The sequence below is a fragment of the Enterobacter sp. QK-SA4 genome, from assembly GCF_056856775.1.
Window position 1 is genome coordinate 242,039 of the sequence record NZ_JBXFXH010000007.1, and the last position, 21,539, is coordinate 263,577.

At 48.6% G+C, this 21,539-nt stretch carries 15 protein-coding genes and 3 pseudogenes; 12 read left to right on the forward strand and 6 right to left on the reverse strand.

The features are described 5' to 3' along the window. Positions 1-85: 85 nt before the first annotated feature. Both gorA and AC1VYI_RS02625 read right to left on the reverse strand, forming a co-directional pair. On the reverse strand, positions 86-1,438 hold the full coding sequence (gene gorA / locus AC1VYI_RS02620; protein ID WP_045355924.1) for a glutathione-disulfide reductase: 1,353 nt from the start codon (positions 1,436-1,438) through the stop codon (positions 86-88). A 71-nt stretch (positions 1,439-1,509) separates the two neighbouring features. Continuing rightward, a complete protein-coding gene (locus tag AC1VYI_RS02625) occupies positions 1,510-2,352 on the reverse strand; it encodes a 23S rRNA (adenine(2030)-N(6))-methyltransferase RlmJ (RefSeq protein ID WP_023309555.1) in 843 nt (280 codons plus the stop codon). A gap of 214 nt (positions 2,353-2,566) precedes the next feature. Between AC1VYI_RS02625 and prlC the strand changes: the two genes are divergently transcribed. After that, positions 2,567-4,609 (forward strand): oligopeptidase A, encoded by a 2,043-nt coding sequence (gene prlC / locus AC1VYI_RS02630; RefSeq protein ID WP_023309554.1) that lies wholly within the window; start codon positions 2,567-2,569, stop codon positions 4,607-4,609. Positions 4,610-4,616: 7 nt separating this feature from the next. Further along, positions 4,617-5,369 carry a 16S rRNA (guanine(1516)-N(2))-methyltransferase RsmJ gene (gene rsmJ / locus AC1VYI_RS02635; protein WP_134867048.1) on the forward strand — a complete coding sequence of 251 codons (753 nt, stop codon included), beginning with the start codon at positions 4,617-4,619 and terminating at the stop codon, positions 5,367-5,369. A 96-nt stretch (positions 5,370-5,465) separates the two neighbouring features. Here the strand turns inward: rsmJ and uspA are convergent, their stop codons facing one another. Then, entirely contained in the window at positions 5,466-5,903 is a 438-nt protein-coding gene (uspA, locus tag AC1VYI_RS02640) for a universal stress protein UspA (RefSeq protein WP_003861223.1), read from the reverse strand. Between the two features lie 283 nt (positions 5,904-6,186). Between uspA and uspB the strand changes: the two genes are divergently transcribed. Next, a complete protein-coding gene (gene uspB / locus AC1VYI_RS02645) occupies positions 6,187-6,522 on the forward strand; it encodes a universal stress protein UspB (RefSeq protein ID WP_003861224.1) in 336 nt (111 codons plus the stop codon). A 43-nt stretch (positions 6,523-6,565) separates the two neighbouring features. Here uspB and AC1VYI_RS02650 read toward each other — a convergent pair whose 3' ends face one another. Together AC1VYI_RS02650 and pitA are read right to left on the reverse strand one after the other, a co-directional pair. Further along, on the reverse strand, positions 6,566-6,973 hold the full coding sequence (locus AC1VYI_RS02650; protein WP_134867049.1) for a hypothetical protein: 408 nt from the start codon (positions 6,971-6,973) through the stop codon (positions 6,566-6,568). A 186-nt stretch (positions 6,974-7,159) separates the two neighbouring features. After that, positions 7,160-8,659, reverse strand: a complete 1,500-nt coding sequence (gene pitA, locus AC1VYI_RS02655) for an inorganic phosphate transporter PitA (RefSeq protein WP_023309552.1) — start codon at positions 8,657-8,659, stop codon at positions 7,160-7,162. Between the two features lie 228 nt (positions 8,660-8,887). Here pitA and AC1VYI_RS02660 point away from each other — a divergent pair, with 228 nt between their 5' ends. From AC1VYI_RS02660 to AC1VYI_RS02675, 4 genes and pseudogenes are all read left to right on the forward strand, one after another. Next, positions 8,888-10,090: a BaiN/RdsA family NAD(P)/FAD-dependent oxidoreductase gene (locus AC1VYI_RS02660; protein WP_134867050.1), complete on the forward strand. Its 1,203-nt coding sequence runs from the start codon at positions 8,888-8,890 to the stop codon at positions 10,088-10,090. Between the two features lie 142 nt (positions 10,091-10,232). Continuing rightward, positions 10,233-11,075 (forward strand): annotated as a pseudogene (locus AC1VYI_RS02665) (TnsA endonuclease N-terminal domain-containing protein). Continuing rightward, positions 11,062-13,185 (forward strand): transposase, encoded by a 2,124-nt coding sequence (locus AC1VYI_RS02670; protein WP_000351437.1) that lies wholly within the window; start codon positions 11,062-11,064, stop codon positions 13,183-13,185. The pseudogene AC1VYI_RS02665 and the gene AC1VYI_RS02670 overlap by 14 nt, the downstream one beginning before the upstream one ends. After that, positions 13,185-13,913: pseudogene (locus tag AC1VYI_RS02675) on the forward strand (ATP-binding protein); the annotation flags it as partial. The gene AC1VYI_RS02670 and the pseudogene AC1VYI_RS02675, both read left to right, overlap by 1 nt. A 28-nt stretch (positions 13,914-13,941) precedes the next feature. On the opposite strand, the gene AC1VYI_RS02680 reads toward AC1VYI_RS02675, so the two are convergent. Beyond that, a protein-coding gene (locus AC1VYI_RS02680; protein WP_087451024.1) for an IS3-like element ISSen4 family transposase occupies positions 13,942-15,062 on the reverse strand; the annotation gives its coding sequence in 2 pieces (ribosomal slippage) (positions 13,942-14,804 and positions 14,804-15,062; 1,122 coding nt in all). 69 nt (positions 15,063-15,131) lie between these two features. On the opposite strand from AC1VYI_RS02680, the pseudogene AC1VYI_RS02685 reads away from it, so the two are divergent. The 5 genes and pseudogenes from AC1VYI_RS02685 to AC1VYI_RS02705 all read left to right on the forward strand — a co-directional run. Then, a pseudogene (locus tag AC1VYI_RS02685) lies at positions 15,132-15,857 on the forward strand (ATP-binding protein); the annotation flags it as partial. Between the two features lie 40 nt (positions 15,858-15,897). Next, entirely contained in the window at positions 15,898-17,454 is a 1,557-nt protein-coding gene (locus tag AC1VYI_RS02690; RefSeq protein WP_001324699.1) for a TnsD family Tn7-like transposition protein, read from the forward strand. An 11-nt stretch (positions 17,455-17,465) separates the two neighbouring features. Further along, positions 17,466-18,392 (forward strand): hypothetical protein, encoded by a 927-nt coding sequence (locus AC1VYI_RS02695; protein ID WP_134867051.1) that lies wholly within the window; start codon positions 17,466-17,468, stop codon positions 18,390-18,392. Between the two features lie 352 nt (positions 18,393-18,744). Next, positions 18,745-19,044, forward strand: coding sequence for a helix-turn-helix domain-containing protein (locus tag AC1VYI_RS02700; protein ID WP_001097216.1), 300 nt, complete (start codon positions 18,745-18,747; stop codon positions 19,042-19,044). Positions 19,045-19,607: 563 nt separating this feature from the next. Continuing rightward, positions 19,608-21,434 (forward strand): AAA family ATPase, encoded by a 1,827-nt coding sequence (locus AC1VYI_RS02705; RefSeq protein WP_001239419.1) that lies wholly within the window; start codon positions 19,608-19,610, stop codon positions 21,432-21,434. Positions 21,435-21,539: the final 105 nt, after the last annotated feature.

Sequence of the window (21,539 nt, forward strand, 5' to 3'; positions counted from 1 at the left end):
GCGGTAGATCACTATTTTCGGAGCATTCGTTTTGCAACGATTTATGAATGTTAAAAAAATGCCCCTCAGGAGAGGGGCATCAGGATTAACGCATAGTAACAAACTCTTCCGCGGCCGTCGGGTGGATGGCCACCGTGTTGTCGAAGTCTTTCTTGGTTGCGCCCATCTTCAGCGCCACGGCGAAGCCCTGCAGGATCTCGTCCATGCCGAAGCCGATGCCGTGGATACCGACAATCTTCTCTTCCGGACCGACGCAGACCAGCTTCATGCGGCACGGCTGACGGTGTGAGGTGACGGCGGTGTACATCGCGGTAAACGCCGATTTATACACTTTCACCTGGTCGTCGCCGTACTGCTCGCGCGCCTGCGGCTCGGTTAAGCCGACGGTGCCGATTGGCGGGTGGCTGAAAACCACGGTCGGGATGTTGCTGTAGTCCAGATGCTCGTCCGGCTTGTTGTTGAACAGGCGCTCGGAAAGACGACGACCCGCCGCAACGGCGACCGGCGTCAGCTCAACCGCGCCGGTGTTGTCGCCGACCGCATAAATGCCCGGTACGCTGGTGTTCTGGAATTTATCGACGACGATATAGCCTTTTTCGTCGGTTTTTACGCCCGTCACGCCCAGGTTGAAGTTATCGTTCGCAGGTTCACGGCCAATCGCCCAGATCAGGCAATCGACGGTCTGGCTGCGGCCATCTTCCAGCTCAAGCGTCAGGCTGCCGTCCGCGTTTTTCACCACCGCTTTTGGCACGGCGTTGGTGTGCAGGGTCGGGCCTTCGGTGTTCATCACTTCAACCAGCGTATCGACAATCAGCGGGTCAAAGCTGCGCAGCGGCGCGTGTTTACGTACGAACAGGTGCGCTTCTGCGCCCAGGCCGTTAATCACGCCGGCCAGTTCCACCGCAATGTAACCCGCGCCAACAACGGCAACGCGTTTTGGCAGGGCAGGCAGTTCGAAGAAACCGTCGGAGTCGATGCCGTATTCCACGCCCGGGATGTTCGGGTGGCTCGGACGACCGCCGGTGGCGATCAGGATGTGATCGGCGGTGATCGTCTCGCCGTTCACTTCGATCGTTTTCGCGTCCACAAAGCGGGCGAAACCGTGGATAACGTCAACGTTATTTTTACCCAGCACGTTGTCGTACGAGGTGTGAATGCGGTCGATGTAGGCGGTACGGCTGGCGATCAGTTTTTCCCAGTCGAAGTGGTTGATGGTGGTGTCAAAGCCGTAGTCCGGGCCATACATATGGATAGCTTCACGGATCTGCGCCGCATGCCACATCACCTTCTTCGGTACACAACCCACGTTCACGCAGGTGCCGCCCAGCGCTTTGGCTTCAATCAGCGCGCATTTCTGGCCGTACATGGCCGCACGGTTGATGGAGGCGATGCCGCCGCTGCCGCCGCCGATGGCGATGTAGTCATAATGCTTAGTCATTGCTTTTGTCCTTAATCGTGAATTGCCGCGATTGTATACCTGAAATCAATAGTTTCCACCGATGGCTGCGATTACTCCGGCACGATCCAACTGACGGTGGCGTGGCCTGTACCCGCTGGCACCAGCGTTTTATGCAGCCACGGCAGCACGTTGTTCATCTGCGCTTCAAGCTTCCACGGCGGGTTGATCACAATCATGCCGGAGGCGGTCATGCCGCGCTGATCGCTGTCAGGGCGTACCGCCAGCTCGATCTGCAGGATCTTACGGATGCCGGTTGCTTCCAGGTCTTTGATCATGCGTTTGATTTGCGCGCGCAGCACCACCGGGTACCACAGGGCATAGGTGCCGGTAGCAAAGCGTTTGTACCCTTCGTGGATACCGGTTACCACCGCCTGATAGTCGGTTTTGATTTCGTACGGCGGGTCGATCAGCACCAGGCCGCGGCGGGAAACCGGCGGCAGCTTGGCTTTCAGCTGCTGGTAGCCGTCGGATTTTTCCACGCGGGCGCGGCTGTCTTTCTGAAATTCGGAACGCAGCAGCGGGAAGTCGCTCGGATGCAGTTCGGTCAGCTGGAGGCTGTCCTGCTCGCGCAGCAGCTGGCGTGCAATCAGCGGTGAGCCAGGGTAGTAGCGCAGCTGGCCGTTGCGGTTGAAGTGATTCACCACGCCGATGTACGGCTCCAGCTCGGCAGGCAGGTCGTCCTGCTGCCAGACGCGGGCAATCCCTTCCAGATATTCACCGGTACGCTCGGCATGCTCGCCACTCAGCTGGTAACGGCCCGCGCCCGCGTGGGTGTCCAGATAGAGAAACGGCTTCTCTTTCTCTTTGAGCGATTCGATGATGAGGCTCTGAACGGTGTGTTTAAGGACGTCGGCGTGGTTGCCTGCGTGGAAGCTGTGGCGATAACTGAGCATGGATGAATGTGTTCCAGGTAGTAAACGTAGGCCCGATAAGCGTAGCGCCATCGGGCAAAAATAGAGCGTATGGCCACAGTATACAGAAAAGTTTCCACTGCCGCGAAAGCGCAACGTCCGGCATTGAAATCCTCTACACTTAACCCCATTCTAGATCCCATATGCACAGCGCCGGATGCGCGCTTCATTCACCTATTTCAACAGGACAGCGTTTATGACCAATCCATTACTGACGCCTTTTTCGTTGCCGCCGTTTTCTAAAATCCTCCCTGAGCATGTGGTTCCAGCCGTTACGCAATCGCTGGACAACTGCCGCGCGGCGGTAGAAAGCGTGGTAGCGCAGGGCGCGCCGTACACCTGGGAAAATCTGTGTCAGCCGCTGGCCGAAGTGGACGACGTGCTGGGGCGTATCTTCTCCCCGGTGAGCCACCTGAACTCGGTAAAAAACAGCCCGGAACTGCGCGAAGCCTACGAACAGACCCTGCCGCTGCTCTCTGAGTACAGCACCTGGGTCGGCCAGCACGAAGGGCTGTACAAAGCCTACCGCGACCTGCGCGACGGCGACCATTATGCCGAACTGAGCACGGCGCAGAAAAAATCGGTCGATAACGCCCTGCGTGATTTTGAGCTGTCCGGGATTGGCCTGCCAAAAGAGAAGCAGACCCGCTACGGCGAAATCGCCGCGCGTCTGTCCGAGCTGGGCAACCAGTACAGCAACAACGTGCTCGACGCCACCATGGGCTGGACGAAGCTGATTACCGACGAAGCTATGCTTTCCGGTATGCCGGAAAGCGCGCTGGCGGCGGCAAAAGCCCAGGCTGAAGCGAAAGAGCAGGAAGGCTTCCTGTTAACGCTGGATATCCCGAGCTATCTGCCGGTGATGACCTACTGCGACAACCAGGCCCTGCGCGAAGAGATGTACCGTGCGTACAGCACCCGCGCCTCCGATCAGGGGCCGAATGCCGGTAAGTGGGACAACAGCCCGGTAATGGCGGAAATCCTCGCCCTGCGTCACGAGCTGGCGCAGCTGCTGGGCTTCGAAAACTACGCCGATAAATCCCTCGCCACCAAAATGGCGGAGAACCCGCAGCAGGTGCTCGACTTCCTGACCGATCTGGCGAAACGCGCCCGTCCGCAGGGTGAGAAAGAGCTGGCCCAGCTGCGCGCCTTCGCGAAAGCCGAGTTCGGCGTGGACGAGCTGCAGCCGTGGGATATCGCGTACTACAGCGAAAAACAGAAGCAGCACCTCTACAGCATCAGCGACGAGCAGCTGCGCCCGTACTTCCCGGAAAACAAAGCCGTTAACGGCCTGTTCGAAGTGGTAAAACGCATCTACGGCATCACCGCCAAAGAGCGTACCGATATCGACGTCTGGCACCCGGACGTGCGTTTCTTCGAGCTGTATGACGAGAAAAATGAGCTGCGCGGCAGCTTCTACCTCGATCTCTACGCGCGTGAGAACAAGCGCGGCGGGGCGTGGATGGACGACTGCGTAGGCCAGATGCGTAAAGCCGACGGTTCTCTGCAGAAGCCGGTCGCTTACCTGACCTGTAACTTCAACCGTCCGGTAAGCGGCAAACCGGCGCTGTTCACCCACGACGAAGTGATTACCCTGTTCCACGAGTTTGGTCATGGTCTGCACCATATGCTGACCCGCATCGAAACCGCAGGCGTGGCCGGTATCAGCGGCGTGCCGTGGGATGCGGTCGAGCTGCCAAGCCAGTTTATGGAAAACTGGTGCTGGGAGCCGGACGCGCTGGCGTTTATCTCCGGTCACTACGAGACCGGCGAGCCGCTGCCGAAAGAGCTGCTGGATAAAATGCTGGCGGCGAAAAACTACCAGGCGGCGATGTTTATCCTGCGCCAGCTGGAGTTCGGCCTGTTCGATTTCCGCCTGCACGCCGAGTTTAGCCCGGAGCAGGGCGCGAAAATCCTTGAGACCCTGGCCGAGATTAAAAAGCAGGTTGCCGTTATTCCAGGGCCGACCTGGGGCCGCTTCCCGCATGCCTTCAGCCACATCTTCGCAGGCGGCTACGCTGCCGGCTACTACAGCTACCTGTGGGCCGACGTGCTGGCGGCAGATGCCTTCTCTCGCTTCGAAGAAGAGGGGATCTTCAACCGCGAAACCGGCCAGTCGTTCCTCGATAACATCCTGACCCGCGGCGGGTCTGAAGAGCCAATGGTGCTGTTCAAACGCTTCCGCGGACGCGAGCCGCAGCTGGATGCGATGCTTGAGCATTACGGGATCAAAGGCTGATTGTTACGTGAAGATCTGCTTAGTAGATGAAACAGACGCCGGAGACGGCGCCTTATCAGTTCTGGCGGCCCGCTGGGGGCTGGAGCACGATGAAGAAAACCTGATGGCGCTGGTGATGACGCCGGAACATCTCGGATTACGCAAGCGCGACGAACCGAAGCTCGGCGGGATTTTCGTCGACTTTGTCGGCGGCGCGATGGCGCACCGGCGCAAGTTCGGCGGCGGTCGCGGCGAAGCGGTGGCCAAAGCGGTCGGCATCAAAGGGAGCTACCTCCCGGACGTGGTCGATGCCACGGCGGGACTGGGGCGCGATGCGTTTGTGCTGGCGTCTGTCGGCTGTCGCGTGCGGATGCTGGAGCGTAATCCGGTGGTCGCTGCGCTGCTCGACGATGGGCTGGCGCGAGGCTACGCGGACCCGGAAATCGGCCCCTGGCTGCAGGATCGTTTGCAGCTGATCCACGCCTCCAGCCTGACGGCATTGACGGATATCACCCCGCGCCCGCAGGTGGTCTATCTCGACCCTATGTTCCCGCATAAGCAGAAAAGCGCGCTGGTGAAGAAAGAGATGCGGGTGTTTCAGTCGCTGGTGGGGCCGGATTTGGATGCCGATGGCCTGCTGGAGCCGGCTCGTCAGCTTGCCACGAAGCGGGTGGTGGTAAAGCGCCCGGACTATGCGCCGCCGCTGGCGAACGTTGCGACCGCTAACGCGGTGACCACCAAAGGGCACCGGTTTGATATTTATCCGGGTACGCCGGAATAAAAAAGCCGGGTGGCGGCTTCGCCTTACCCGGCCTGTGGCCTCGATCTATTCCCTCTCCCTTGGGGAGAGGGTTAGGGTGAGGGGAATTTAACGCGCTTATTCGTCTTCTTCGTCACGCAGTGGAACAATTAGCATATCCACGTGAACGGTGTTAATCAGCTGGCGCGCTGAAGACATCAGCTTGCTCCAGAAGTCCTGATGGTGACCGCAAACCACCAGGTCCATATCGTATTTCTTGATCGCATCAACCAGCACCTGGCCCAGGTCGCCGCTGCCGCTAAGGGTTTCGGTAATTGGATAGCCCGCGTTGGTGGAGAGTTCGCTCAGGGCATGGTGAGTCTCTTCGGAGATGCGCTTCTGCATATCGCCAAGATTCACGTCGATCAGACCGGTGTAGAGGTCGGAGTAATTCACGTCAACGTGAATCAGCGAAACTTTCGCGTTGTAGGGACGTGCCATGGATACCGCTTTATCAACCAGCACTTTGCTCTCAGGGGAGAGGTCAACCGCGATGAGAATGTGTTTGTAAGCCATAGTGTTACTCCTTCCTTAAGTTATCGATGACTAAGTGAGAATGCCGTCGTCTGATACTTTCATTACGGCCCAGTTAAACATATTTTTCAAGCTTTGGTGTTGATAACGATTAACCTTGTGGCAAAAAAATTAACGGATCTCCTACACTATTAAATGAGCCGTTCGGATATTAAAACGCGAACCGGATCGACTTTTGGTCATTCTTTCACTGAACTGTCTGTCAGGGCATTGGGGTGCGGTAGCTCAGGAGCCTTGCTTCGTGGGCGGACGCCGGGGAGGATGTATGATTAGCACCGTCGCATTGTTTTGGGCGTTATGCGTGGTTTGCATAGTGAATATGGCGCGCTACTTCTCATCGTTACGTGCGCTGTTAGTGGTACTTCGTGGTTGCGATCCGTTGCTTTATCAGTATGTGGACGGTGGAGGGTTCTTCACCTCGCATGGACAGCCCAGCAAGCAGATGCGTCTGGTGGGATACATCTACTACCAGCGCTACCGCGATCATCACGATGAAGAGTTTATTCGTCGCTGCGAGCGCCTGCGTCGTCAGTTCATTTTGACCAGCGCCCTGTGCGGGCTGGTCGTGGTCAGTATGATTGCATTGATGATTTGGCACTGAGCATCACAGCAGGCGGGGAAAGCCCCGCCTACTTTCATCTGGCTCAGGGCTTAACTGAGAACCGGAGACTGGAGATATTGTTCTCAATCGAAATAACCTTTCCGCTATAGGCAATGTTCACTTCCCCGCTTGTATCAATACTGGCCGAGGTTATCGTGCCTGTACCTTCGATTACCGGATACTTCATAGCAAGCTGATGGATAATATCAGTGTCTTTCCCTGCAAGCGCCCCCGAGAGATAATAACGGTAGATTGGTGGTACGGTTGTGCCGCCCTGATTGTTCACGGTCATATAGAGCCAGACGCTATCGGATAATTTATAAGCGCGCTGTAGCTCATCGCTATTTCGCTGATTGGGCTGATGGTTTAACCAGAGAAATCCAATGACCAGAGTCAGAAGCGAAAGCGTCACAAGGGAGTGAATCCATTTAGTAGCCGTTTTGAATGGCATAGTCTATTCCGTCATGGGTGTTGTTTGGACTGAGAACATTCGCGAGGATAATAGTTATTTGTGCAGTAAAAATCTGAACAGATAGTGTTCAGATTGTCCTGATTACAGCAATGGGTTTAGTAAAAACAACAGCCATAAAAAAAGCGGGTCAGTTTCCTGACCCGCTTTTTTGTCGCCTTCAACCGATTAAATCAGCTTCAGCGAAATCCAGTACAAACCGCCAGACAGCAGGATGGATGCCGGGAGTGTAAACACCCAGGCCATCAGAATGTTGGTCACGGTTTTGCGCTGCAGACCGCCGCCGTCAACAATCATGGTACCTGCCACGGACGAGGAGAGTACGTGGGTGGTGGATACTGGCATACCGGTGTAGCTCGCCAGACCGATAGACACTGCCGCCGTCATCTGCGCGGACATACCCTGCGCATAGGTCATGCCTTTCTTACCGATCTTCTCGCCGATGGTGGTCGCCACACGACGCCAGCCAATCATCGTACCAATACCGAGTGCCAGCGCGACGGCCATGATGATCCAGATTGGCGCGTACTCAATGGTGTTGAGCATATCGCTTTTCAGTTTCTTCAGCAGACGTTTGTCGTCACCATTCACCTCTGGCAGCTTCGCGACTTTATCGGTCACGTCAGAGATGCAGAGCATGATACGACGCAGCTGACCACGCTGTTCAACGGCCAGTTTGTCGTAGCTTTCGATGTCGCCCAGCATGCCCTTGGCGCGTTCCAGCGCGTTAATCGCGTTTGCCGGATGGCAGTGGAATTCGCCAGGCGCGGTGGTTGCACCGGCTTCCGGAGAAGGGATCAACTGATCAACGCCGGTCGCTTTTTTCAGCAGGTCAGGATGCTGCTGGAAATAGGTTTCAACGTTGTTGACCGCATCGCGGGTACGTGTGATTTCGTAACCGGAGGCATTCATGTTCACCACGAAGCCTGCCGGTGCGACGCCGATCAGAACCAGCATCACCAGACCAATGCCTTTCTGCCCGTCGTTCGCGCCGTGTGAGAAGGCCACGCCGATAGCAGAAATGATCAGGGCGATACGCGTCCAGAACGGCGGCTTTTTCTTGCCGTCTTTCTTCTCACGCTCTGCTGGCGTCAGGTGGATACGCGCACGTTTTTTCGTGTTGCTCCAGTAGCGACGCAGGATGAAAATCAATCCCCCCGCGACTACCAGACCCACGATAGGGGAGATGATCAGGGAGCCGAAAATGCCCAATACTTTAGGCAGGTTCAGCGCATCAACAACCGATGTCCCGGTCATCAGGGCGTTGGTTAACCCGATGCCGATAATCGCGCCGATGAGCGTGTGAGAACTGGATGCAGGCAGGCCAAAATACCAGGTACCGAGGTTCCAGATAATTGCAGCAAGCAGCATTGAGAACACCATAGCGAGGCCATGGCCAGAACTAACGTTAAGCAGCAGATCCGTTGGCAGCATATGCACGATGGCATACGCAACGCTCAGCCCGCCCAGGAGAACACCAAAAAAGTTAAATACCGCCGCCATAACAACCGCAAGCTGCGATCGCATTGCGCGAGTGTAGATAACCGTCGCTACTGCGTTTGCAGTGTCGTGGAAGCCGTTGATCGCTTCGTAAAACAGTACAAAAACCAGAGCAAGCAATAATAAAAGCCCGGTATGTAAATCCAGGCCGGCAAACAAATGTAGCATAGGACGTTACGCCATTTTGAGGACATGAACGCGGCGCATTATCCAGGACAAATGCGCGGCGGGCAAAGTGAAATATAGACTTTTTTTGACATACCACCTGATTTGAGAAATGCTTCATAAAGGATATTCTTTAAATTTCAATGGAATGCCTTTGTAATATCTTTTTACGCTGGTGTGACCACAGAGGAAACTTTACAATCCGCGGCAGTTAACAAAGAGGGTTTTGACGTGGAAAGGTTTGATGCCGTGGTAATTGGCGCCGGTGCGGCGGGTATGTTTTGTGCGGCAATGGCCGGACAGGCGGGTCGTCGCGTACTGCTGCTGGATAACGGTAAAAAGCCTGGCCGTAAGATCCTGATGTCCGGCGGCGGGCGCTGCAACTTTACTAATCTGTATGTTGAACCCGCGGCCTATTTGAGCCAAAACCGTCATTTTTGTAAATCTGCGCTGGCGCGCTACACACAATGGGATTTTATCGATCTCGTGGGCAAGCACGGCATCGCATGGCATGAGAAGACGCTGGGACAGCTGTTCTGCGACGACTCCGCGCAGCAGATTGTCGATATGCTGGTGGCCGAGTGCGAGAAGGGCGGCGTCGTCATGCGCCTGCGCACGGAAGTGCTGGAAGTCGCCCGCGACGACCAGGGCTATACGCTGCAGCTGAACGGTGAAACCGTCAGCGCTGACAGCCTGGTGATCGCCAGCGGCGGCCTGTCGATGCCGGGGCTGGGCGCCTCCCCGTTCGGCTATAAGATTGCCGAACAGTTTGGCCTGAAAGTCTTGCCTACGCGCGCCGGGCTGGTGCCGTTTACGCTGCATAAACCGCTTCTCGAACAGCTTCAGACGCTGTCCGGCGTGTCTGTTCCCTCGGTCATTACCGCCGAAGACGGGACGGTGTTCCGCGAAAATCTGCTCTTTACCCATCGCGGCCTCTCCGGACCGGCGGTGCTGCAAATCTCCAGCTACTGGCAGCCGGGTGAGTTCGTCACGGTGAATCTGCTCCCCGATTGCGATCTCGACGCGTTCCTTAACGAGCAGCGTACCGCGCACCCGAATCAAAGCCTGAAAAACACCCTGGCAATGCAGCTGCCAAAACGTCTCGTGGAATGTTTGCAGGTGCTGGGGCAGATTCCGGACGTGTCGCTTAAGCAGTTGAATAGCCGCGAGCAGGAAACGCTGGTCGAGACCCTGACAAACTGGCGCGTTCAGCCAAACGGCACCGAAGGCTACCGCACGGCAGAGGTCACGCTGGGCGGGGTCGATACGAATGAGCTCTCGTCCCGCACCATGGAAGCGCGCAACGTGCCGGGGCTCTATTTTATTGGCGAAGTGATGGACGTGACCGGCTGGCTCGGCGGGTACAACTTCCAGTGGGCATGGGCAAGTGCCTGGGCGTGTGCTCAGGCGCTGGCAGATGTCCGAGGACAATAAAGTTGTACACAAAGCACTAAAGTTGTAACCATTCTCAAAAAACGACGCTAATGTTGTATACTTACTGAATGTGTGGTTATAGGGTTGGAGACTATAAAATGCACATATAGGTACGTATCAATGTCGTTTTTAGGGTACGATCATGGCTAGGGGTAGGCGTCTCAAATCCTATTTGGATTATGAAAATGCGCTAGGTGACGGCATAGGAGTGGGCTATGGCCAAAGTTATCAGCCCTGGCTTAGAGCTCAGGACGTTAAATCCCGTGGAAACCGTTCGATAGTCTTTGGCCTTAAGACGTTTCGAAACCATCATCTCCTTTCTTCTGTCGAAAGTAACTTTTTCTATCTGGCTGAGTTTAATGACTCGGTGATTGATATCCGGGAACAATTCCCACTCTTTCCTCTCCGTCTTACCCAACAAATAGCAAATCATCTACATTTTCAACATCCTATGGTGAGGGGAGTAAGAGGAGTACCTGTCGAAGTTCTGAATGTTATGACAACCGATTTTTTACTGACCTTGAGAACTCCTGAAGGCGGACTTCGATACAAAGCTATAGCAGTAAAACATAACGAGAGCATACCTGAACGCGAAGCTTAAAAACTTGAAATAGAGAGGATGTTTTGGCAGTTGATTGATGTTGAGTTTCAAATTTATGTTGGCTCGGAACTCAATAACGTCGTCGGTAAAAACATTTGCTGGGCTACTTCTGTATTAAGAGATGGTTCTGAATTTTATGATAAATATCCTCTTGATAAAATCCTATGGAAGCTTAAACCAGATGTTTATCCCATAGTAGGACTACGTGCAATGATTTCATCAATCTTTGGGGTAGATGCACAAGAAGCGATGATGTTATTGCAGGCAATGATTGGATTAAAAATGATAAATGTTGATTTATCATATCCAATACTCGAAACCGGTCTGATAAAGATAATTTCCAATGACCACTATATAGGACTGAACGCAAATGGATATTATTAGGAATTCAGTCTGGCTCTCTCAAGGCACTGATTTGCTTGCAGAGGGACTTTACCGTGTTTTGGATTTTGACAGAAAGGTCGATTTGTTAATTTTGTTTAAAATAAAATCAGAAAGAACGGGTAAGCCAATCCCTTTCTCATTTTCAATGTTTAAATATTATATTGAATCAAATAGCATAACTTGTAAAGATTATATATATCCTTCATATATGTTAGTAGATGAGAAAGAATTAACAGATAAAGACAGAGGAAGGCGAGATGAAAATTACAATATCATTAAAGATCTTGTAGATGACAGAATGTTTCTGTTCGACTATGCATTACATAAAAAGTCGCACCTTTTAATGGATTACTCAAGAAATAAAAAAATATCACAATATACTATCAGAACGCTTCTGGCGTTGTATTGGCGACATGGGCAGGATATTTATGCATTGCTACCCGCATTCTCGAACTGTGGCGCCGCTGGGAAAAGTAGAATCAAACATGAAATTAAACTTGGGAATTCCAAAAAAAACAGAGCATTACCTAATGAACGATCACGTGTTTTCATTCTTAATGAAAGAGATATAAATAATATTAGAAAATCTCTCATTACGTATCATTATAAAGTTAACGGAGATACGATAAAGAAAACATTAGAGAGACATATTGATTTGTATTTTAGGGATGAAATTAAAACAGCAAACCTAGAAAATAGAGCTCCATATGTTCCTTCTTTAAAACAATTTTCATACTGGAATAAAAAACTCTTCACTAAAGATTTCTCGATAAATAAGAAGAACACGAAAAAAGAAATAGACCTCAAAATGCGGGCGCTTTTAGGTAGTGTGGCTAATACAACTGTTTTGCCGGGTGATGTTTTCGAAATAGACTCAACTGTCGCTGATGTACATCTTATTTCGAGTTTAAACAGACGAAAAGTCATTGGGCGTCCTACTATTTATACAGTGGTGGATCGTGCAACAAGAATGATTGTTGGCCTTCATGTTTCTTTATACCATGCTTCATGGCGAGCCGCCCGACAAGCGTTAGCAAATTGCTTTATGCCAAAAAAAGAATATTGTAGATTATTTGGAATCTCTATTACTGATGATGATTGGCCTTGTTCTCACATTCCATTAACATTGATGTGTGACAACGGGGAGATGATTGGTCTTAAACCTCAGGAAGAGATGACCCCCCTGACAAAACTTGAGTTTGCGCCAGTCGGTAGAGGCGACAGAAAAAGCATTGTTGAACGCTGTTTCGGCATTCTGAATGATGAGGTTATTCATAGGCTTATTGGAACAACACGAAGGGGAAAGATTGTTAAAGGAGAGCCAACACCGCAATCCAGGGCTTGTTTAACGATTCAGGAGGTCACGTCTTTACTGATTCGGGAGATACTTGCACATAATCAGAGAACGTATGAGGAACTGGCTTATATCAATCCCTTACTGATTGAAAATGATCTCGTAATATCACCAAAAAATAGTTGGATGATAAGCTTAAAGCACGGGAGATTCAGCGCAAGAGCCGTTGGGGCCGACGAAGTGATCGCACGATTGTTAATCCCTGTGAACGCTAACATTACCGCCGGTGGGATTCAGTACAATAATCTTTTTTATGAATGTGATCCTGAAATTGCATCAGGTGTCAGAGTATTTGGAAGAACCACTTGTGAAGCAAGAATAGATGACAATTGCGTAGATTATATATATGTAAGATTTGACAAAAATAGCATTTTCAAAAAACATTACCTACTTAAGAAAAGAGATGTATTTAAAGGGAAAGCTCATCTTGATACAGATGTAATGGCTGATTGGGTAGATACTCAAAAAGAAATTAATTTATTTACTCTGGATTCGCTCAGCAATATCAATAATAAAGATGAATTTAACAGGAAAGGTAACGAAAGATTAAATGAAATATACGAATCTCGCCGGGTACATGGTAAAGATATTAAAAAGAACAGGAAAAATGAACTTGATTCATTAGGGCGAACTCATGTTGCTAATGGAAGATCTGAACCCCTACTTCCTTCATCCAGTAATGTTCTGCTTTTGCCTGGCCGGGAGGAGAAACAAAGATGGTTAAAAGGTAAGAAGAAGACTGAGGACGCAGAATAATGAATCTTATACGGCGCGTTTCAGCGATATATAAAGAACAGGAGTTACCTGAGTATCGTGGCAATCCCTTAATTGAAGCACTTCCTGAAGCGCTTACGGAAGATGAAGTACTTCTGGAAATGAGTTATTTCCCCGAAATTGACGAAAAAATCCGCTGGACTGCCCCGGCGAATGTTAGAGAGCAGTATGTCGAACGTATAAAGAAATTCCGTTGCCCTCAAACCAATCTTATCCAGGCTTATAAGATGATCTTACGGGCACTTAGGGAAAGCTATGCAGCTCGTAATCCTTTAAAAAGCGGAACAATTCAATATCTTCATTACTATGGAAATGAGCGTCCTGATATTGAGCCAGAAAGTGGATATTTTAAATCCCAGGCTGAAACTATTACGATAGTTGGAATGAGTGGTTCTGGAAAAACTACCATGATTGAGCAAGTCATGGATCATTTCCCTCAGATTATAGAACACAGCAGCTATAAAGGAGTTTTTCCCGGCTTCAGTAAGCAAATTGTATGGGTAAAGATTAATTGTCCATACAATTCAAGTGTGAGAGACCTTTGTGAAGAGATTTTACAAAAATTAGATGATGCAATTGGTATTGAACGAACTACACCTGAGATTAGAAATGGTGCTCTGGCTCGCCAGATTGCACAAAGAATTAAATCATCATTTTTGGGTATCCTTGTTATTGATGAAATGCAGAGGCTTAAATTTTCAAGAACCGGTGACCTGCCCCCACGATTAGATACAACACTCAGTTAGTAACGTCGGAATCTTCATTCTCAGAATGACCCTTTCTCCAGCCCGCTGCAAATTCAGACGGTGTCTGATAATTCAGCGTGGAGTGCGGGCGGCATTCGTTATAATCCTGCCGCCAGTCATTAATAATTTTCCTGGCATGAACGATATCGCTGAACCAGTGCTCATTCAAACATTCATCGCGAAATCGTCCGTTAAAGCTCTCAATAAATCCGTTCTGCGTTGGCTTGCCCGGCTGGATTAAGCGCAACTCAACACCATGCTCAAAGGCCCATTGATCCAGTGCACGGCAAGTGAACTCCGGCCCCTGGTCAGTTCTTATCGTCGCCGGATAGCCTCGAAACAGTGCAATGCTGTCCAGAATACGCGTGACCTGAACGCCTGAAATCCCAAAGGCAACAGTGACCGTCAGGCATTCCTTTGTGAAATCATCGACGCAGGTAAGACACTTGATCCTGCGACCGGTGGAAAGTGCGTCCATGACGAAATCCATCGACCAGGTCAGATTGGGCGCCGCCGGACGGAGCAGCGGCAGACGTTCTGTTGCCAGCCCTTTACGACGTCTTCTGCGTTTTACGCCCAGGCCACTGAGGTGATAAAGCCGGTACACGCGCTTATGATTAACATGAAGCCCTTCACGGCGCAGCAACTGCCAAATACGACGGTAGCCAAAACGCCTGCGCTCCAGTGCCAGCTCAGTGATGCGCCCTGATAAATGCGCATCAGCAGCCGGACGGTGAGCCTCATAGCGGCAAGTCGACAGGGATAAACCTGTAAGCCTGCAGGCACGACGTTGCGACAGACCGGTCGCATCACACATCAACATCACGGCTTCCCGCTTCTGGTCTGTCGTCAGTACTTTCGCCCAAGAGCCACCTGAAGCGCCTCTTTATCCAGCATGGCTTCGGCAAGCAGCTTCTTGAGTCTGGCGTTCTCTTCCTCAAGCGACTTCAGGCGCTTAACTTCAGGCACCTCCATACCGCCATACTTCTTACGCCAGGTGTAAAACGTGGCATCGGAAATGGCATGCTTGCGGCAGAGTTCACGGGCGGGTACCCCAGCTTCGGCTTCGCGGAGAATACTGATGATCTGTTCGTCGGAAAAACGCTTCTTCATGGGGATGTCCTCATGTGGCTTATGAAGACATTACTAACATCGGGGTGTACTAATCAACGGGGGCAGGTCACCGGGGGTGAGAGTAAGTTGATTGATTTTTTACATGAAATTGTAGATTCCATGGGGGTATCTATGGTTTTTTGTGGAAATCATCCTTTTGACGAGACGCTGACAAAGAAAATGAGAATTGCCAGGCGGGCAGAGTCTGGTGGTTACATGAAAATTAAGAATGTTAGATACGATTCACAAGACTGGCAATCGTTTATTCATTATTTATGGCCATTACAATGGACAAATGTTGAAACTCCATTAAATGATGAGTTAAACGAAAAATTATTCATTTTATCTAAAGGCAATATTGGATTGGCTCAGATGATTTATCGGGGGGCACAATTAAAGGTTATCGGTAGCGGCAATGAAATCATCACTGGCGCAGTCTTGTCGGCCTCTGTACCGGTACTCGTGAGTCATACGGAGGAATATAAGGATACTCCACTCCCGGGGGCCGCGACTGAAGATGAGGAAGCTAAATGGCTCTCTGCATCTAATGAGGGTGATGCTTCGGCTAAAATCATGGCAGAGAAGTCCCTAAAGTCTTTGATCCCTGGGGATATAGACAGGCCACAGCACAAGGAATTCGTAGGAAAAATAGACGAGGTTTTGCGCAATTTCGACGAGAAAATACTGTCTCTTGACCACGATCTTGTTATCAACAGAACAGCTGAAAAGAAAAATACCTACGATGCTCTTCAGCGTTGCGGGCTTATAAATATAGATCCACTTAATAAATTGTAATGAGGTAACAGTTCGTAACGGTCAAAGAGAGGTGTGGGAAATGAGAATGTTGCCTGTTTTGCCTGATGAATCCTTGTTCAGCCGGTTTTGTCGGACAACTACCGTGTACGGTATGTCCCCATCTTCTCTGTTAACGATCATTTTCAACAAACCTGATATGAACGTCCATCCAATTCTCAATTCAGGATTAAAGGCTATTTCTCTTCATACATCCGAAAGTGCAGATCAGCTCTGGCATGAACAGACTTTACTCCCTCTTTTTGCCTGGGCACTACCAATCAGTCGTAATGAAATTATGGATTTCAACACGACCCCTGCCAGGCTTAATCGATTGTGCCGCCTTAGTAATTTTTCACTAGGGCAGCGCACACTATTGAAGTTTTGCCCGGTTTGCGCTCGTGAAGATACTTTTCATTATGGTGTTACTTATTGGCATCTGGCGCATCAGCTTCATGGGGTTACAACCTGCCATCGGCATCCGGTAGCGCTTGAAAGCATCCATGTCCCTTCTTCACCGCACATACGTATTGGACTGATGCCTCCTGTTTCGTATACAGAACAACTTAGCAATGAGATAGACTTCGATTTTGCTAAGTTTTGTTATGAGTCCCTAAATATAATCAGAAGAAAAGATATTACACACCCCAATTACATGGATGTACTTAAAAAGTTGAATTTATTATCATTGGATGGAAATTTAAAGAAAAATGTATTCTACGCACATGTTTATGCTAAGTGCCAGTTATTTGGGGAGGGTTCATCGGGACTTATACCAACATCCCTAACTGATTATCATTACTGGGAGCCTATACTCAAAGACAAATGTTGTCAGCATCCCACAAAGCATCTTTTGCTTTGTTATTGTTTGTTAAATACTTGCTGGCCAACGTATGCAGGAAGTCGTACTAATAAAAAGAAAGAAATCTTTAAAAGTCATAAGAAATACAGTTTTCATATAGTTGAAAATAATACTAGTGTTAGCAACCTTGGGAAGGAATTTAGTCGCAGCAGATGTTACATTAAAACACTTATTTATAAAAAATACCTGAGGGCGTTTAAGCGAAACACAAAAATTAATATATTCACTGAATTGCTTATCAAGTCTATGGCTGTAAGGGGGTTTAGTCTGGCATCCATAGCTGAGAAAAACTCATTATCGGAAGGAGCTGTATCCTCTGTAATTTCATCTTGTTACGGTTTATGCTCATGGCGTAAAAAATGTAAAAAAGATTCTTTAAGACGGCGTCATAAGCAGAAAATATTAAGATTTATACATAATCAATCCGTTTCTATAACACGAAAGTTAGTCAAAGAAAGTTGTTATGCAAGTTTCTATTGGCTAAATAAACATGAATGTGACTGGCTTAATTCCTGTCTTCCTAAAACAATACGATGCTATAAAAATAAAAGAGTAGACTGGAGCGAGAGAGATATTATCTCATCATCATTAATAAATGATGTTTTATCTCAGGGGCAGTACTCGATGTCACTTACAAGTCTAGATGCTTTACTGGGAGGGCATGGCTGGCTTTTGAAATACAGAGATAAACTACCAATGACAATGATACTTCTCAGAAAAATGGAACTAATTAAATAAGAGGGAGTTATATGGTTTACGAAAATGAATTGTGGCACAGTTTTCTTCTGCGTTCACAGATAATGTATAACTTATCCAATTGCAGGAACATAATATCAAAGCATGGCGCACTAAGGTACGATGCCTTTCCTCGTTTCGAACTGATTGATATGTACAAATTGCATAGCTTGCAGGATATATATGACATTCTTGCCACTAGAAATGGTTATATACTAACTTCCAATATAGTGTCGTTATCTTCTGGTGTTTACGGGTATTTTAACGCTGTTGAAGATGCCTGTCGGAAAAATTTTCACATAACTAATTCATATCCATTGGTAAACATCTCAAACATTCGTTGCTGTCACAAATGTATTGTTGAAGATATACACTCTAAAGGCATTGGTTATCTGCGTCATAGATGGTTGTTTGAATCTAAATGTGCAGTTCATAGTACCAGTTTATATGAGGTTTGTTTTGATAACTATTTGAATGCAGTGAAAGGACTTAGTGACTTAATTATAAGTGGAATAAATCCTCATGGTTATTGTTCCCTTGTGGTTGACGTTTCAAACCCTTTCAAAAATCCAGTGTATATATTACCATGTGCACGTAATAAAATTTTAAAATGGATTTCGGACAATAAAAATATGCTGATTTACTTTCTCTTTGATCTCTTCAAATGTAAGTCGCATTCAAGTTTATCTAAGGTTATCGAAGTCAAGATAATGCATGATAGATATATTTCTGCGGTGTTCAAGATGTTAAGTGAAGTTAATTTTTGTAATTTCAACTCATTTATTTCTGATATTTTTGAGGACGTAAGTTATGCCTCTATCGGACTTGATGATTATTCTGTTAATGTGCATTTTCTCAGGCTAAGGGCTGCAGATTGTAAATTTTGCCAGTTGAATGGTAAATATTTTTGCTCACTTTACAATGTAAAACTTCTTCGCTAATTTCACTTCATTTATAAAATACTAAGAAAGCTAGTTAGATAAGGTTTTATATTTTGACTGGGGCAGGAATAAATTATCACTCATAGAGTTTCCCTGGGGGTTACCACCTGTGTATGATGCCGGTTAGCAACAACGTCTAAAAGACCTGCGATCACGTGGGTCCCTCTCCAGCAAAGGGGCAAGGGGTGCTATATAACGGTGTACTGCTTACCCAATACGGCCTTGTATTTGAAAGATGCCGCATCTTGGCAGGATTCGTATTACAGCCTATAGTCTGTTAATGAGCATTACAGCCTATATGCTGTAAATCCCTGCGTTATGCTTGTTAACTCGTCGATACGGAAGGTCACTTATGAACACTCAATACGCTTTGAAGACTTTGAATCAGTTACGTCCTGTTTTAATCGGCTTTCGCAAAGCCAATGGACTGACGCAAAAAGATGTTTCTGAACGTTTGGGTATAACACAGCAAACTTATGCCCGACTAGAGGCCAACCCTGCAAGTGCGGGTTTTGAGCGTTTGTTTAGGGTGTTCAGCGTCCTTGGAGTGGAGATCGTACTTTCATCCAGGGAACCATTGTCAGATGCAAAGCCCGAATACGGAGCTATGCACAATTATTCTTCACTTCCAGCCAGGCGGGAGAAATGGTGACGCCTGGCGCTTCCCGGTCTAATTTTTCTTCAACAAGATTAACCCCTTAGCGGCCTGAAGTATCAGGTTGCGATAGAGCCTTTCATTTCTTCTGTTATGTTAAATACACCATTTTGAGCTATTTCGCTCGGCCTTAAATTATCTCTTCATTCTTCAGTGAAAATTTTATGTCGATCACATTATCGATGAATTTAGGAAATAATCCGTAAATGAAAATCTATCTTCTTTTAAATTCATCAGTGTCAGTAGCAAATATTACGCATAAAAGAATGGTTATTATTATCATTTAAATTATAAAGCTCATGAGTCAATTCCAAAAAATATAATAAGCATTGAAATCATTACCCGTGATTCTGGAGTTTTAACTTTGCCATGTAACCAACCACAAGTTAGTTTCCGGTGTTTTGAGGGGCAGTAAAGTTCTGAAAGCGCGACCAGATCATAATCCCGAAATGTCGTTAAGATATTCTGAATAACGGTTATCCCTGCTTGTTGGCAGGCATTTGAAAATATATTTTGTATTCAGGTTGCAGCAAAACGCTTTCTTACACACAGGACTTCATATGCGGCTCAGAAAATTAAAACTGAAAAACTTCAGAGGCTACAGAAACTCTACTGAAATCATTATTGATGAAAGCATGACGGGTATTGTCGGTCGTAATGACTTTGGGAAATCAACGCTTCTGGAAGCGCTGGCTATTTTTTTTGAAACAGAAGGAATGAAGGCTGACAAGAATGACATGAACTGTTTCAGCCTAAGAGAAGGGGACGGCCGTTTTGAAATAGCCTGTGAATTTGATGACCTGCCCGATTTTATCATGATCGACGACAGGGTGCAGACCACGCTCGCCTCAGAACATCTGCTGAATGAGGACGGCAATTTTGAAATCGTCAAAACGTTTAAAGCAACGACCTCAGGAAAACCGGAGCAGACCTGCATCCGCTGCATCCACCCGGATGAGGAGCCCCTGAGAAATTTACTGGGCATGAAAATTTCTGAGCTCAAGGCGGTGGGAAAAGAAGTTGAAAAAAATGTGGCGGATAAACGCACTGCATCGTTATGGCGTCAGGCCATCAGGGAAGCCGCAGCCCCCTATACCTGTTCGGAAATTATGCTGGATGTCGATAAAGAGTTCGGAACCGACACAAAATCATTATGGGGTAAGATCCTCGATTTGCTGCCCACGTATGCGATTTTCAAAGCCGACAGGGAAAGCAGCGACGGGGATTCCGAAGCTAAAAACCCCTTACAGCAGGCCGTAAAAGACGCTCAGGCTGCGCTGCAGGACAAAATTACAGCGCTGGAAAATGAGATTCAGGACAGCGTCCTGGATGTCGCACAGAGAACGCTGGATAAATTACGTGAAATGGCCCCCGAACTCGCCAGTGAACTGACTCCACGATTTAAGGAGAAACCCAAGTGGACCTTCAATTTCACCCTGGACGGGGAAAATGGCATCCCCATCAATAAGCGCGGCAGCGGGATAAGGAGGCTTATCCTGTTGAATTTTTTTCGGGCTGAGGCTGAAAAGAATGTCGCGGGGACGCCCAGAAATGTGATTTATGCCATAGAGGAGCCTGAAACGTCACAGCATCCGAACTATCAGATGATGCTGATGAAAGCGTTACTGGCACTGGCAGGCCAGCCGCACCGTCAGATTATCGTCACCACCCATGTCCCGGCGCTGGCCGGATTAATCCCTGTCGAAGGCGTACGTTATGTTACCCGAAATGAGGCGGGTGAACCCGTAGTAAAAATGCCGGATGACGCAGTGCTGAAGGAAGCCACTGAAAGCCTGGGGGTGCTGCCAGAGACCGGTATGGAAAGGGCGCAGGGGATTGTTCTGGTAGAGGGAAAGTCGGATGTTACTTTCCTGAGGCATGCGGCCAGTTCATTAAAACAGTCAGGTGCGCTGCCAGCCTCTCTGGAGGACGTGAAAATAGTGCCAGTCCTCATAGGAGGGTGTGGTAGCGTCAAACACTGGGTTACATTGAATCTGGCCAAAGATCTGGGGCTTCCCTGGTGCGTATTTCTGGACTCCGATATTGGGGGAGACCCTGCACAGGTTCTGTCCATCCAGAAGCGTAAAAAAGAAGTAGAGGAGGCCGGTAAGGTATTTTTCGCTACGCGCAAACGTGAGATAGAAAACTATCTGTGCCCGGATCTTATCGAGGAAATTACTGGTGTAGCCGTCACGTTTACGGACACCTGTGACGCTAAAAAAATAATCGGCCGGGCTGTGGGAATGAAACCCGATAATGTACTAGATAAATTCTGGCCTCAGATGACATCAGAAAGAATCATCTCAAGATCAACCTATCATGACGGAACGCAGGAGAGAAGCGAGCTGGTTGAGATCCTGAGCGACATTGTATCCATGACGAGATAATGTATTAAATAAGCATCTCAGGTGCATATATTCCGGTCCTCAACAAAGGACCGGAGTACAGAGTAGTAAAAACCCGAAATTAATCGGGTTTGAATTATATAAAGA

What these genes read in the sequence shown, in the direction of transcription:
- gorA (WP_045355924.1), bottom strand. Translation starts at nt 1,438, where the DNA reads ATGACTAAGCATTATGACTACATCGCCATCGGCGGCGGCAGCGGCGGC.
- AC1VYI_RS02625 (WP_023309555.1), bottom strand. Translation starts at nt 2,352, where the DNA reads ATGCTCAGTTATCGCCACAGCTTCCACGCAGGCAACCACGCCGACGTC.
- prlC (WP_023309554.1), top strand. Translation starts at nt 2,567, where the DNA reads ATGACCAATCCATTACTGACGCCTTTTTCGTTGCCGCCGTTTTCTAAA.
- uspA (WP_003861223.1), bottom strand. Translation starts at nt 5,903, where the DNA reads ATGGCTTACAAACACATTCTCATCGCGGTTGACCTCTCCCCTGAGAGC.
- uspB (WP_003861224.1), top strand. Translation starts at nt 6,187, where the DNA reads ATGATTAGCACCGTCGCATTGTTTTGGGCGTTATGCGTGGTTTGCATA.
- AC1VYI_RS02650 (WP_134867049.1), bottom strand. Translation starts at nt 6,973, where the DNA reads ATGCCATTCAAAACGGCTACTAAATGGATTCACTCCCTTGTGACGCTT.
- pitA (WP_023309552.1), bottom strand. Translation starts at nt 8,659, where the DNA reads ATGCTACATTTGTTTGCCGGCCTGGATTTACATACCGGGCTTTTATTA.
- AC1VYI_RS02670 (WP_000351437.1), top strand. Translation starts at nt 11,062, where the DNA reads ATGGATATTATTAGGAATTCAGTCTGGCTCTCTCAAGGCACTGATTTG.
- AC1VYI_RS02690 (WP_001324699.1), top strand. Translation starts at nt 15,898, where the DNA reads ATGAGAATGTTGCCTGTTTTGCCTGATGAATCCTTGTTCAGCCGGTTT.
- AC1VYI_RS02695 (WP_134867051.1), top strand. Translation starts at nt 17,466, where the DNA reads ATGGTTTACGAAAATGAATTGTGGCACAGTTTTCTTCTGCGTTCACAG.
- AC1VYI_RS02700 (WP_001097216.1), top strand. Translation starts at nt 18,745, where the DNA reads ATGAACACTCAATACGCTTTGAAGACTTTGAATCAGTTACGTCCTGTT.
- AC1VYI_RS02705 (WP_001239419.1), top strand. Translation starts at nt 19,608, where the DNA reads ATGCGGCTCAGAAAATTAAAACTGAAAAACTTCAGAGGCTACAGAAAC.